This window comes from Streptomyces durocortorensis, assembly GCF_031760065.1.
In the GTDB taxonomy this organism is placed as follows: Bacteria; Actinomycetota; Actinomycetes; order Streptomycetales; family Streptomycetaceae; genus Streptomyces.
This window is the reverse complement of sequence record NZ_CP134500.1, coordinates 6,212,755-6,226,372: the sequence shown is the minus strand read 5'-3', so window position 1 is coordinate 6,226,372 and position 13,618 is coordinate 6,212,755. Positions and strand designations below refer to the sequence as shown.

Here is a 13,618-nt window from a genome sequence, read left to right as displayed (position 1 = left end):
TCAGACGGTCCAGTCGAGGATGACCTTGCCGCCGAGGCCGCTCGCGGCGTCGTCGAAGGCCGCCTCGAAGTCGCGGTAGCCGTACCGGCCGGTGATCACGGGGGCGAGGTCGAGGCCGCCCTCCAGCAGGACGGACATGGCGTACCAGGTCTCGTACATCTCGCGGCCGTAGATCCCCTTGACGGTGATCATCGAGGTGACGATCCGGGACCAGTCCACGGCGAACTCCTCGGCGGGCAGTCCGAGCATCGCGATCCGGCCGCCGTGCGTCATGTTCGCGACCATGTCGCGCATCGCCTCGGGGCGGCCGGACATCTCCAGGCCGATGTCGAAGCCCTCGCGCAGGCCCAGCTCGCGCTGTCCGTCCGCGATGGTCCGGTCCGCGACGTTGAGGGCGAGGCTGACGCCGACCTTGCGGGCGAGCGCGAGGCGGGCCTCGCTGACGTCGGTGATGACCACATTGCGGGCACCGGCGTGCTTGGCGACGGCGGCGGCCATGATGCCGATCGGTCCGGCGCCGGTGATCAGGACGTCCTCGCCGACCAGCGGGAAGGACAGCGCGGTGTGCACCGCGTTGCCGAACGGGTCGAAGATCGCGGCGATATCGAGGTCGACGGCGACCCGGTGCACCCACACGTTGGAGGCGGGCAGCACGACGTACTCGGCGAACGCGCCGTCCCGGCCGACGCCGAGGCCGATCGTGGAGCGGCAGAGGTGGCGGCGGCCCGCGAGACAGTTGCGGCACTTGCCGCACACGAGGTGGCCCTCGCCGCTGACCAGGTCGCCGACCGCGATGTCGACGACGTCGGAACCGGTCGCGGCGACCTCGCCGACGAACTCGTGGCCGAGGACGAGCGGGGTGGTGACCGCCTGCTGCGCCCAGCCGTCATAGGCCCGGATGTGCAGGTCGGTGCCGCAGATTCCGGTGCGCAGGACCTTGATCAGGACGTCGGTGGGGCCGTACTCCGGCTCCGGCACGTCCATCAGCCACAGTCCCGGTTCGGCCTTCTGCTTGACGAGTGCCTTCACGGCTGCGGCTCCCTGACGTGGTGCGCGGGTGGTGGACACCCCGGGCCTGGGGGCATGTCGGAGGAACCCTGCGGCCCGGGGTGGTCTTTTCGGGGTGACCCCTTGGGAAGGGGCACGGCGGGACGGGACGGAGCACGTCGTACGTCATACGTCGCACGGCTCCACGCGCCATCCTCGGCCGTCACGGAGCAATCTGCCGTACGACGGGGCCAGGGTCCATCGAGGATTTCTTAAGCGCGCCCGCAGGAGATCTTCATGCCTGGCCGTGGCTTCACCGACCGCTGCCGCCGGCTGCCCGGTCCCGGGCCGGTTCAGAGCTCGTCGTACGGGCCCAGGAAGCGCGGGCGGCCGTTCTCGATCCGGTAGAGGAAGATCCCGTTCTCGTGCCGCGCCTGGCGGGTCGAGGCGTGGAAGGCGAGGGTCCGCACGATCCCCCGGTGCTCGGTCCGGACGAGTCGGCGGGCCATGCCGCTGCGGAGCTCGCCCGAGGCACTGGTGGCCCCGGCGGCGCGGGCGATCAGATGGACCGCGTCGTACGCCTCGGCGGCCCAGGTGGCAGGGGGTGCGCCGAAGCGCTTGCGGTGGGCGGCGGTGAACGCCCGGGCCGCGGGGAGGGCCGCGGGGTCGGAGTACGCCTCGGCGAAGACCCAGCCCTCGGCGGCCCTGCCCGCTCCGGTGAGGAAGGCGGGCCCGAGGGCGGGTCCGGCGGCGAGCCGGGTGCCGGTGAAGCCCGCGTCCGCCAGGGCGGTGGCCAGCCGGGCGGCCCGGGACGCGTCGCCGCCCGCGTGCACGACGGCGTCCGCCCGGGCGGTCACGGCTTTGCGGGCCGCCCCGCCGTAACCCGCGGCGCCCCGGGGAAGCGGGTGCTCGATGAGGGTGGAGCCGGTCGGGGTGGCGTTGCGGAACGTGCCGCCGATCTCGCCGCCGAGCACGGGATCGGCCGCGTCCTGGACGAGGAGGATGCGCTTGGCGGGGCGGGTGTTGACGAGGTAGCCGATGAGGCCGGTGGCGAGCGCACGGTCGAGGGTGCGGGTGAGGCAGAGGTGGAGGTCGGCACCGGAGCCGGTCTCGACGGTGGTGGCCCCCGCCGCGACGACGACCGGGGCGAGCCGCGCCTTGGCGTACCGCTCGACGATCTCCTCCCGCAGCACGTCACCGGTCGGCCCGACGACCGCGATGACCTCGGGGTCCGCGCCCAGCCGGTCCGCCGTCCGGAGCGCCTGCCGGGGGTCCCCGGCGTCGTCCTCGGTCCGCAGGGCGAGCCGGAGCGCCTGTTCCTTGCGGGAGTTGTGGTCGGCGACCGCGAGTTCGACGCCGCGCCGGTGGGCCAGGCCCGTGGCCCGCCCGGGTCCGCTGAGATCGGCGTGGAGCCCGATCGTGTACGTGGGCGGCTCCCCGGAGCCCGCGGAGGGGCCGCCGCTCCCCGCTCGACGCTGCCGCCCGGCGAGCCACGCGGCGGTGGAGCCGCCGGTGAGGAGGACGGCTCCGGCCGCCCCGGCGGTCAGGAGCCTCCGCCGGGCGAGCCGCGAGCGGCGGGAGCGGCGGGACTCCGCGCCGTCCTCGCCAACGTCCCCGGTGCCGTCCCCGGCCGGGGTGAGCGTGGTCGGCAGCGGCTCGGGGTCGGGCAGCGTGAGGGCGGCGGCGGACCGCTCGGCGATCAGCGCGGTGAGCCCGGCGGGGATGACCCAGGGGGTCGAACTGTCCGGTCTCGTCCCTGGCTGCCCCCATGCCTCGCGGGGGTCACGGAGGTCGGGAGACGCCCCTGCCCCCGGATCCGCCGCGATCCGCCGTGCGGGCGGGCGGTCCGACGGGTCCTTGGCCAGGCAGGCGGTGATCACGGGGAGCAGGACGGGGGGCACACCCGTCAGGTCCGGGTCCTCGTGGATCGTGCGGAACAGGACGCCCGCCGCGCCGCCCTCGCCGAAAGGGCGGCGGCCGGTCGCCGCGTACGCGAGGACGCAGCCGAGCGAGAACACGTCGCACGCCGGTCCGAGCGGTCCGGCCGTCGCCTGTTCGGGGGCGAGGTAGCCGGGGGTGCCGATCACCGCGTCGGTGGCGGTCAGCGCGGTCGCGCCCTCGTGGCGGGCGATCCCGAAGTCGATGAGGCGGGGGCCGTCGAGGGCGAGGAGCACGTTGCCGGGTTTCACGTCGCGGTGGATCAGCCCGGCCGTGTGCACCGCGGCGAGCGCCTCCGCCAGTCGGCGGCCCAGCGCCGCCACGGTGTCGGGCGGCAGCGCACCCCCGGCGCCGACCACCTCGCCCAGCGAGGGGCCCGGGACGTACGCGGTCGCCAGCCACGGTTCGCGGGCCTCCGTGTCCGCGCCGAGCACCGGGACGGTCCAGGGGCCGGAGACCCGGGCGGCGGCCTCGGCCTCGCGGCGGAAGCGGGCCCGGAACGCGGGGTCGGCGGCGTGCTCGGCCCGGATCACCTTGACGGCGGCGAGCGCCCCGCCCGCCGAGCGCGCCAGGTGGACCACGCCCATGCCGCCCGCGCCGAGCCGGGCCAGGGCCCGGTAGGGGCCGATGGTGCGGGGGTCCTCGGAGGTGAGGGGCCGCACGTCAGCTCTTCGGCTTCGGGGCCGGGCCGAGGTAGCGGTGGCGGCCGTCCTCCACCCGGTACAGGTGGGCGTCCTGGCCGACCAGTTGCTGGTCCTCCTTGTCGAACGCGTAGGTGCGGGAGATGCCTTCGTACCGGGCGGCGGCGATCGCCGCCGTGAGCTCCGGGCGGGTGGGGCGGCCGTCCCCGGAGGGGGACGCGCTCGGCCCGCCGCTCGGAGTCGCTCTCTTCGTGGCGCTGTCGGCCAGGGCGGCCAGTTCCCGGGCGACGAGGCCTGTGACGTCGTACGCCTCGGCGGCCCAGGGTGCGGGCGGCGAGCCGAAGCGCTTGCGGTGGGCGGCGGTGAACGCGGTCGCCGCGGGTGCGCTCGCGTCGGTGAACGGCGTGATGAACTCCCACCCGTCGGCGGACTTGCCCGCCCGCTCCAGGAACTCCGGTGCCATGGCGGTGTGCTGGGCCAGACGCGGGCCCTTGAAGGGGGTGGCGGCAAGGGCGCGGGCGGTACGGGCCGCCCCGGCCGCGTCCCCGGCGTAGAAGATGGCGTCGCTGCGGTGGTCGAGGAAGTCGGCGATGACCGGAGCGAGTTCGGTGGACCCGGCGGGCACCACGCGCGGGTGGGTGGTGCCGGTGGTGAGGCTTGGCGTTATCAGGTTCGTGGCGTAGCCGGCCTGGTACGCGGCCTGCCCGCCGGACCGGTCGATCAGCACGCCCAGCCGCTCGACGTCGGGGCGCAGGAGGAGGCGGCGGACGATGGGGAACGAGAGGACCGCGTAGGAGGGGGCGGCTTGGAAGAAGGAGCCGTTGACCCTGGCCGGGAAGGTGATCTGGAGGGCCGACACCGTCAGGACCGGCAGCGCCGCTTCGTCGTACGCGGCGAGTGCCGCCCCTGTCGCGGCGTCGCCGGTGGGGCCGATGACCGCGAGGACTTCCGGGTCGCGGGCGAACTCCTCGGCGACCCGGGCGGAGCGGCCCGGGTCCCCCCGGTCGTCGAGGACCTTCACGGCGAGCCTGAAGGGCTGGCCGTCCAGCGAGTTGAAGCGGTCGACGGCGAGGCGCACACCGCGCTCCTGGGCCCGCCCGGCCGCTTCCTGAGGGCCCGTCAGGTCGGCGTGCACGCCGATGATCACGCGGCGTCCACCGGACGCGCCGCCCGTCCCGCCGCCCCCGGCGCCGCTCCCGGTCAGCCGTACGGCGGCGAAGGCTCCCGCGCCGAGGGCCGCCGCGCCGCCCGCCGCGTACAGCAGGAACCTCCGCCGGTCAGGGGCGGGAGGCGGCGGGGCGGGTTCGTCGAAGACGGTGGCGTCGATGCCGGGCAGGGCCAGCAGGGCGGCGGACCGGTCCGCGATGATCCGGACGATGTCCTCGGGCAGCCAGTCGGCGCTCGCCCCGCCCGTTGCGTCCCCCGGTACCAGCGTGCCGAGGCCGGCGGCGGTCGGGCGCGCCGCCGGGTCCTTGTCGAGGCACCGCTCCAGCAGGCGGCGCAGTGCCGGGTCGTCGATGCCGTCCAGGTCGGGGGCGTCGTGCACGGTGCGGTAGAGGAGGGCGTCGACCGCGCCGCTGCCGAAGGGCGGCTGCCCGGTGGCCGCGTAGGCGAGGAGGCAGCCGAGCGAGAAGACGTCCCCGGCGGGCCCGGCGCCGTCGCCGGACGCCTGCTCGGGCGGGAGGAAGCCGGGGGTGCCGACGATGAGTCCGGTGGCGGTCAGCGCGGTGGCGTCGGCGGTGCGGGCGATCCCGAAGTCGATCAGCCGGGGCCCGTCGGCCGTGAGCAGGACGTTGCCCGGCTTGACGTCGCGGTGGACGAGTCCGGCCGCGTGCACCGCGCCCAGTGCGCGGGCGAGCAGTGCGCCGAGGACGGTGACGCTGCGCGCGGGCAGTGGCCCGCGCTGGACGACGACGTCCGAGAGGGTCGGCCCGGGAGCGAACTCCGTTGCCAGCCAGGGCCGTTCGGCCTCGGTGTCCGCTCCGGTGACGCGCACGGCCCAGGGGCTGTCCACCCGCCGCGCGGCCTCGGCCTCGCGGCGGAAGCGGGTCCGGAAGTCCTCGTCCCCGGCGTACTCGGGAAGGATCACCTTGATGGCGGCGAGCGTCCCGGCGTCGGTGCGTCCGAGGTAGACGACGCCCATACCGCCCGCTCCGAGGCGGCCCAGGAGCCGGTGTCCGCCGATCCGGGCGGGGTCGGTGGGTCGCAGATCGTCCATCGGCCGGCCTCAGCTCTGCTTCTCGACGGCGGATTCGAGCCGGACCAGCATGGCGGCCTGCGCCTGGGTGACCAGGGTGTCGACCTCCCGCGCGGTGCGGCCCTTCGCCCCCTTGCCGGTCACGGCGACGGTGAACTGGAGGACCTGCGCCTGCTGCCACGCGTAGGGGTGCGGCCCGCCCAGCTCGGCACTCCGGTACTCCCCCGACTCGTTCAGGAAGTCCTCGGAGTTGTTCTGGTTCGCCTCGCCGCCGAGGAGCGCGCCCGCGACCAGGGAGGCGATCCGTTCGCCCGCGCGCAGGTGCTGGGTGGGGCAGCGCATGGACTCCTCGATCGACTCCGCCATCTCCCAGGCCGCGTCCTCGCGAGTGCGGTGGACGGTGACGACGGCGGCGAGGCGCAGCGGCCCCTTGCCCGCTTCGGCGGGCACCTCGAAGGACCGGGTGAGCGTGGCCAGGACGTGGGCGGCGGGCTTGCGCTGCTGCCAGACGCAGTCCGTCCCGAGCACGGCCCAGGTCGCCGGTCCGCTCTCGTACGGGTTCCGCTTCACCACCCCGGGTCCGAAGCTGCCGGGGTCGGCGATGACGCGGCCGATGAGGTCGAGCGCGGCCGCCCGGGTCTTCGGGAGCCGGGCGGGGTCGGGTTGGATCGCGTACGGGGCTTCGGCGGACGGCCCGGTCCCGGCCTCGGTGCTCCGGCCCGACTCCTCCGGGGCGTTGGAGCGCTCGGCCCCGGGGGTGTCCGTGTCCGCCGTGCAACCGGTGAGCAGGAGAGGCAGAAGCAACAGGGGGAGAACGGACCGGACTCTTCGTAACGGCACCCGACAGTTCACAGCGCTCTCCCCGTTTCTCCTCGACGCCGCGTCGATCATAGGTTCGTCCGGCCGGTCGGGGGGTGCTGTTCGGGGACTGTTGCGCCATCGGTACGTAAGGGCGGGTCCCCGTCAGCCCAGTTCGGGAGGGCCGATGGCCAACACCCGCTCGGCGCGGAAACGCTGGACCGGCTGACCGAGGAACTCCACCGACGGGTACGCACGAACGAACTCCTCCGGCGTGGCCCGACGGCTCCGCCCGGAAGCCCGCCGGAAGGACGGGGGTGCCACCCCCTCACGAGGACGGCACGCCCGTCGCCGGGGCCGCGCCCCTACGCGCTGCCGCGGCGGCGCACCACCGTGGCCGCCGCGAGTGCGGCGGCCAGGTAGACGACGGCTCCCGCGCCGAACGCCCAGGCATACCCGACGACGAGGTCGCCCTGCGACGCGGCCACCGCCATCAGCGCGGCCAGACCCACCGTGGGCCCCAGCTCCATCGCGGTGTTCATCACGCCGCCCGCCAGTCCGGCCTGGTGCGCGGGCACGTTGGAGGTGGTCAGCACGGTCGAGCCGGAGAAGACGAAGGACGTTCCGGCGGCCAGCAGGACCGCGCCGGGCAGCAGCCCCGTGACGTACGAGGTGTCGGAGCCGATCCCCGCGAGGAGCGCCAGTCCGACGGCGCCGCCCACGAGCCCGGCGATGGTGACCACACCCGCCCCGTACCGGCCCACCGCCGGCCCGGCGAGCCGGTTGACCACGATCAGGGCGAGGGTGAACGGAACGAAGGCACCGGTCGTGGCCAGGGTCGACCAGTCCTGCTGCTGCTGGAGGTACAGCGAGAGCAGGAAGGTCACCAGGCCGGTGCCCGCCGCCGCCAGCAGGATTCCCACGAGGCCCACCAGACGGCGGGGCTCCACCGTGAAGCCCGGCGGCAGCAGCGGGTCCCGTACGCGCCGCTCGGCCAGCAGGAACAGGGCGAGCAGGACGACGCCTACGGCGATCGGGCCGAGTACGCGGGCCGACCCCCAGGAGTGGTCGCCGCTGAGGATGAGGCCGTAGCTGCCGATCGAGACGCCCAGGGTGGCGAGCAGGGCGCCCACCGGGTCGAGTCCCGGCCGACTCGCCGACGGGTCGGCCGGACCGGCGGGCAGCAGCAGCCGGGTGGCCGCGAGGGCCAGGACGGCGACCAGCACGGGCACCGCGAACATCCAGCGCCAGGAGATCCAGGTGGTGACGGCGCCCGAGGCCAGGGTGCCGATCGCGGCGCCGAGCACGGACACCCCGCCCCAGGTCGCCATGGCCCGGCCGAAGACCGCGGGTTCGCGGAGGACCGCGCGCAGCACCGCCAGGGCCGCCGGGGCGGTGAGCGCGGCACCCACGCCCTGGCTGAACCGTACGGCGACCAGTGCCTCGAACGTGGGGGCCAGCGCGGCCGTCACGGACGCCAGGCCGAACAGCACCAGGCCGAGGACGAACACCGGCCGGCCGCCGTACCGGTCCGCGAGCCGACCGCCGAACAGCAGCAGCCCGCTGTAGGGCAGCCCGTACGCGGCGTTGACCAGGACCAGGTCCGCCGCACTCAGGTCGAACTCCTGGCCGATCCTGGGCAGCGGCACGGCGATCAGCGTGATCGTGAAGATCAGCGTGGCCTGGACGACGGCGAGCATCGCGAACGCGAGGCCGGCCGGGGAGGCGGGGGAGGCCGGAGAGGGCGGAGTGGAGGAAGGGGGCAGAGGGGAGGAAGGGGGTGGAGGGGGCGGGGTGGGTTCGGTCAGTGGCTGGGCGGGATCCATCGCCGGTCTTTCCTTGCGGCCCCGGGGGGGCATGAGTGGGTCGGTTGGGACGGCGGCGAGCCCCTGGGGAGCGCCGCCGGACTGCCCCGCGGGTCAGACCCCGGCCCGGGCGGCGCCCCGGAGCGCCAGCTCGACGTCCTCATCGACCAGTCCGTGATTCAGCGCGAAGGCGGCGGCGGACCCCATGCCTGCCGAACTGACCACGAGTGCCCGGGGGTCGACGACATTGCCCACCGCCCACACACCGGGCACACTGGTGCGGCCGGAGCGGTCGGTGGCGATCCAGCCGTCCTCGCCCCGCTCGCAGCCGAGCGCCGTCAGCAGTCCGTCGCGGGGCACCATGCGCGGCACGACGAAGACCGTGGCGCGGGCCACCCCGCCGTCCTCGACGAGTTCGACCCCGCGCAGCCGGTCGTCCTCCACCACGAGCCGCTTGACGGTCCCCTCGACCACGGGCACCTCCCGTGCGGCCAGGGCAGCTAGCTCGTCGTCGGCGAGGTCGAGACCGTGCCGGAACAGCACGACGTCGTCGGACCACTGGCGCAGCAGCAGCGCGTGGCGGACAGCGCCCGGGTGCGTGCCGAGCACACCGAGGGGCTGGTCGCGCACCTCGTAGCCGTGGCAGTACGGGCAGTGCAGCAGGTCCTTCCCCCATCGCTCCCGGACCCCGGGGATGTCGGGCAGTTCGTCGCGCAGGCCGGTGGCCACCACGACCCGGCGGGCGGTGAGCACGACCCCGCCGGCCAGCCGTACGGCGAAGCGCGGCACCCCGCCCCCGTCCTCTCGCTCCACATCGTCGACCTTCCCCTGTATGAACTCGGCGTCGTATCCGGCCACTTCGGCCCGGCCGGTCTCCAGGAGCGCGCTCGGCGCCATTCCGTCGCGGGACAGGAAGCCCTGGAGGTGCGCGGAGGGCGCGTTGCGTGGGGCCCCCGCGTCGACGACGACGACCCGGCGGCGGGCCCTTGCCAGGACCAGCGCCGCGTTGAGGCCCCCGGCCCCGGCCCCGATGACGACGACATCGGCGTCGCTGCCGCGCTCGGCCCCGGCCAGTGAACCGCTCCGTGAACCGTTCCGTGAACCCGTCATGTCCGTCCCTCTCGTTCCACTCGTGCTGCCCCGTGCCCGCCCCCTCGACCGGCACCGCCCACAGGGTGCGATCCGCCTCCGGCACCGGACAACGTTTGTTGCCGATTCCGCAACGGGCGGGTGGAATGGGCGACATGAAACAATCGCCCGCGCTCTCCCAGGTCCTCGACGAGGTGGGTCCCCGGCTGCGCCGGCTGCGTACGCAGCGGGGGCTGTCGCTCACCGCGATCGCCGAGGCGACCGGCATCTCCAAGAGCACCCTGTCCCGGTTGGAGTCCGGGCAGCGCCGCCCCAGCCTGGAGCTGCTGCTGCCGATCGCCCAGGCCCACCAGGTCCCGCTGGACGAACTGGTCGGCGCGCCTGAGGTCGGCGATCCCCGGATCAGGCCCGCACCCCGGAGCGTCAACGGCAACACGGTGCTGCCGCTGACCCGCCAGCCCGGCCCGCTCCAGGCGTTCAAGATGGTGCTGCCCGCGAACCGGGACTCCCCCGACCTGTGCACCCACGAGGGGTACGAGTGGCTGTACGTCCTCTCCGGCCGCCTGCGGCTACTGCTGGCCGACCACGATCTCGTGCTGGGGCCGGGCGAGGCCGCCGAGTTCGACACCCGGCTGCCGCACTGGTTCGGCACCACGGGGGAAGGTCCGGTGGAGGTGCTCAGCCTGTTCGGGCGGCAGGGGGAGCGTATGCACGTGCGGGCCAGGCCCCGCGCCGGAGGCGGACGCTCTGGTGGAGCGGGTCCAGCGGACGCTGTGCGACGCGGGCGGCTTTCCGGACCACCGCAAGGCGTCGGCGGAGACGCTGCTGACCCCGGCCGGTCGCGCGGTTCTTGATAACGTCGCCCCCGCGGCTGTGGACTTCTCCCCCCGACCCGGTCGCGCGGGTGGGCGGAAGGGGACCGGGCGCGGCAGGACGAAGAGGGCCGACAGATGAGCCTTGCACAGGTGCACTACACCTCCGACGCGCCGGGGGACGAGGGAACGGCGGGCCGTTTCGCGGCTGTTGGGCCCGGGGTGTCGGGCGCGCTGCGCACGGAGATCGAGCCGCTGGTCGCGTACGAACTGCCCGAGGGGCCCGCACACTCCCCCACCGAACTGCACGCGCTGCCACAGGCGTTCACCTATGCCGTGCTCTCCGACGGCAGCCGTCTGATCGGCCGTACGGCTCCGGCGCGCGGCGAGGGGCCGGGGCGCGTACGGTTCCACACGCACGCGGTGCACATACCCGCGGGGGTGCCGCTGCCCGGCGGCCGGCTGCCCGTGGAGGCGTGGCGCTCGCCGCACTGGGTCACCACGACCCCGGCCAGTGTGACGCCGCCCGACCCGATCACCGCGCTGCCGCCGGGTCCCGCCCCCGTACGGGAGGGGCTCGACGACTTCGCCGTCTCGCGCGGCCCGTGGCTGGCGGCGGTCCTCGCCGATCTGCGCCGGGCGAGCGAACCGGAGCCGCCGGGTGACGGCCCGGTGGTGCTGGTGGAGAAGCGCAGTGCGGATGTGGCGCGCTGGCTGGGGCTCGCGACGGTGGCGCTGCCGAGGGAGAGCGTGGAGCGACTGACATTCACCACGTACACGCGGCGGCCGGGAAGTTCGGCGTTGCGGGTCGTGGGGGTGCTGCCCGAGGACGCGGCGGCGGCGCGGGAGGCGGGACTGCGGGTCCGTGTGTGCGCAGACCGGCCCCCGGTGGACGGCACCCGGGACACCTGGGCCCGGACGGCGGCCCGGGTGTGGCGGGGCCGGGCGTCGGAGTTGTTCCAGGAGGCCCGCGAACTGCCCGGGGGGCCCTTCGCCGCCGGACCGTTGGCCGTGACGGCCCTGTGCGCCGGGATCGCGCTCGGGCCGGAGGAACGTGCGGCGGCCGCCGCGTGGACGGCCGAGCGGCCCTACGCACTGGACGCGAAGCGGATCGGGCAGTTGGTGGAGGCGCTGACCGGGCCAGGCGTGGATGACCGTACAGGCTCCGAATTCGACGCGGCGGGACGGCTGTTCGGCGCTCTGGACGGCCGGTGCCCGGCGTCGGTCACCGCACCGCTCGCCGCGATGCTGGTGACGGAGGCGGTGCGGGGCGGCAACGGTTCGCTGGAGCTGCCGCGCAGGGAGGCGTTCACGGGCCCGGACGGGCAGGCGCTCGCCGAGGCGCTCGCCCCGGAGATCCTCACCGAACTGGAGAGCGGTACGGGCGGGCCCGTCCCGGTGGCACGAACCCTGCAACTACTGCGAGTGGCACGTTTGTTGGGCGTCGAGATCACGGAACTGCTGCCGGACACCGTGGACCGGCTGGCCCGGGAACTGCTGGCCGAGGCCGACGGATCGCCGGAGACACCGGCGTCCGCACCGGCCCTCCTGGAGCTGCTGGACGAGCAGTTCGACGTCCGGACGGCGTTGCTCGGCGCGCTGGACCGGATCACACCGGACGCCCCCGGGGCGGTGGCCCGGTTCCTGACGACCGTCCCGCTGCCGTTCACCGGCACGCAGGCGCTGCCGCATCTGCGGATGTGCGCCGAGGCCCCGGGGGCGATGGCGACCCTGGGCGGCGACCGGACGGCGGTGTGGCACCGGGTGCTGCGGGCGGCGGGCCTGTCCCCCTTCACCGAGCCACAGGTCCTGCGCACCGCGGTCGGCCTGGTATGGGAGGACCGGCCCCCGACCGTCGAGGAGGCCCGGCTGCTGCTGGAGGCGGCCACGTCGGACGCGCACCGGGCGGCGGGAACCTGGTCCCGCCCGGTCGACGCGGCCCTCGGCGCCTCGGCCGCCGGTACGGACGAGGCCGCCGCACTCGCCCACGACCTGCTGCGCGCCTTCCCGCAGGAGATCGGCGGCCGCGAGCGGGCCGCACTCCACCTCCTGGACCTCTGCCGCGACCTGCGCACGGGGGCGCCCGAGCCCGGCTGGGCGGAGCGCGTCCGCACCCTGTGCACCCGGGCGGAGCCACTCGAACCGGCCCTGCGGGAACGGGTGTTCACCGCCCTGGCCGAACGCCTGCTGGCCCCGGACCGCCCCGGCGCGGAGCTGTACGCCTTCGTCCACGGCGACGACGCCGAACTGATCGCCGCCTACGACCACGCGGCCCGCACACCCCCGGTCGCCACCCGCCTGCGCACCCAACCTGCCTACGCGGCCGACTGCTTCACCGTCTGGACGTCCCACCCGCACGCGGGCAGAGCCTGGACCACCACGGCGAACGCCCTCCTCGACGAGGTGCTGCGCCCAGCGGTACGCGGAATGGCGGCGGAGGCCGTCGCGGAGGTCGAGGAGACAGTGAGCCGGACGGGCAGCAGCGGCCGGGCGAACGCCTTCCGCGACTGGAACCGGTCGAGCACGCTGGGACGTCTGGGGCGCCGGATAGCGGGGCGGGTACGGCGGGGCTGACGCCCTCCGAACCCCCACCGGCCAAGGCCGGCCGCAGGACGGCCCCATAGGGTCGGAGGCATGACGACACCCCTTGCCAACAGCGCTTTCGACTCGCTCAGCCTCGACGCCGTACGCGACCAGGAGGCGCTGCGACGAGCCTACGCACTGCCCGGCGACGCGGCCGTGCGCAAGCAGATGACCGAACTCACCGAACAGACGCGGCGGTTGATCGGCTGCTCCTCGCTGGTCCTGATCGCCAGCGCGGACGCCGATGGCAACTGCGACGTCTCCCCGCGCGGCGGCCCCGCCGGCTTCGTCGCCGTCCTTGACTCACGGACGGTGGCGATACCGGACGCGACCGGCAACAAGCGGCTGGACACCCTGCAGAACGTCATCGCCACCGGAAGGGCCGGGCTGCTGTTCGTCATCCCCGGGCGGACCACCACCCTGCGGGTGAACGGCCGGGCGGTCGTGTCCACCCGCCCGGAGCTGCTGTCGCAGCTGACCGCCGTGGGAAAGCCGCCGGCCAGTGCGCTGGTGCTGGGAATCGAGGAGGTCTACCCGCACTGCCCGAAGTCGCTGCTGCGCAGCGGGGCGTGGAAGCCGGAGCAGTGGCTTCCGACGGACGCCCAGCCGACCTCGGCCGAGGTGACGCTGGCCCAACTGCGGATGCCGGAGCTGACGATCGCCGACATCGAGCAGGCGGAGGCGGACTCGCTGAAGTACCGGTACGAGTAGCGGGCCGGGCCGCGTGGGAACACGGGGTCGGCCGACCCCCGTGACCAGCACGCCCCA

At 74.9% G+C, this 13,618-nt stretch carries 9 protein-coding genes; 3 read left to right on the top strand and 6 right to left on the bottom strand.

The window, feature by feature from the left end; all coding sequences use genetic code 11:
• The 6 genes from tdh to RI138_RS27450 all read right to left on the bottom strand — a co-directional run bounded on the left by tdh (nucleotide 1) and on the right by RI138_RS27450 (nucleotide 9,476).
• Complete coding sequence (gene tdh / locus RI138_RS27475) at nucleotides 1–1,029, bottom strand: L-threonine 3-dehydrogenase (RefSeq protein WP_311122040.1); 1,029 nt, start codon at nucleotides 1,027–1,029, stop codon at nucleotides 1–3.
• A gap of 311 nt (nucleotides 1,030–1,340) precedes the next feature.
• On the bottom strand, nucleotides 1,341–3,587 hold the full coding sequence (locus tag RI138_RS27470; RefSeq protein ID WP_311122039.1) for a bifunctional serine/threonine-protein kinase/ABC transporter substrate-binding protein: 2,247 nt from the start codon (nucleotides 3,585–3,587) through the stop codon (nucleotides 1,341–1,343).
• 1 nt (nucleotide 3,588) lies between these two features.
• Complete coding sequence (locus tag RI138_RS27465; RefSeq protein ID WP_311122038.1) at nucleotides 3,589–5,784, bottom strand: bifunctional serine/threonine-protein kinase/ABC transporter substrate-binding protein; 2,196 nt, start codon at nucleotides 5,782–5,784, stop codon at nucleotides 3,589–3,591.
• Nucleotides 5,785–5,793: 9 nt separating this feature from the next.
• The gene (locus RI138_RS27460; RefSeq protein ID WP_311123030.1) at nucleotides 5,794–6,561 is read right to left on the bottom strand and encodes a hypothetical protein; all 768 of its coding nucleotides are present in this window, start codon (nucleotides 6,559–6,561) and stop codon (nucleotides 5,794–5,796) included.
• A 365-nt stretch (nucleotides 6,562–6,926) separates the two neighbouring features.
• A complete protein-coding gene (locus RI138_RS27455) occupies nucleotides 6,927–8,261 on the bottom strand; it encodes an MFS transporter (protein WP_449343304.1) in 1,335 nt (444 codons plus the stop codon).
• Between the two features lie 219 nt (nucleotides 8,262–8,480).
• Nucleotides 8,481–9,476 (bottom strand): NAD(P)/FAD-dependent oxidoreductase, encoded by a 996-nt coding sequence (locus RI138_RS27450; RefSeq protein WP_311122036.1) that lies wholly within the window; start codon nucleotides 9,474–9,476, stop codon nucleotides 8,481–8,483.
• Between the two features lie 134 nt (nucleotides 9,477–9,610).
• On the opposite strand from RI138_RS27450, the gene RI138_RS27445 reads away from it, so the two are divergent.
• The 3 genes from RI138_RS27445 to RI138_RS27435 all read left to right on the top strand — a co-directional run bounded on the left by RI138_RS27445 (nucleotide 9,611) and on the right by RI138_RS27435 (nucleotide 13,561).
• The gene (locus tag RI138_RS27445) at nucleotides 9,611–10,309 is read left to right on the top strand and encodes a helix-turn-helix domain-containing protein (RefSeq protein WP_311122035.1); all 699 of its coding nucleotides are present in this window, start codon (nucleotides 9,611–9,613) and stop codon (nucleotides 10,307–10,309) included.
• A 96-nt stretch (nucleotides 10,310–10,405) separates the two neighbouring features.
• Entirely contained in the window at nucleotides 10,406–12,841 is a 2,436-nt protein-coding gene (locus tag RI138_RS27440; protein WP_311122034.1) for a GTPase-associated protein 1-related protein, read from the top strand.
• Nucleotides 12,842–12,901: 60 nt separating this feature from the next.
• On the top strand, nucleotides 12,902–13,561 hold the full coding sequence (locus RI138_RS27435; protein WP_311122033.1) for an MSMEG_1061 family FMN-dependent PPOX-type flavoprotein: 660 nt from the start codon (nucleotides 12,902–12,904) through the stop codon (nucleotides 13,559–13,561).
• The last annotated feature ends 57 nt before the right edge of the window (nucleotides 13,562–13,618 follow it).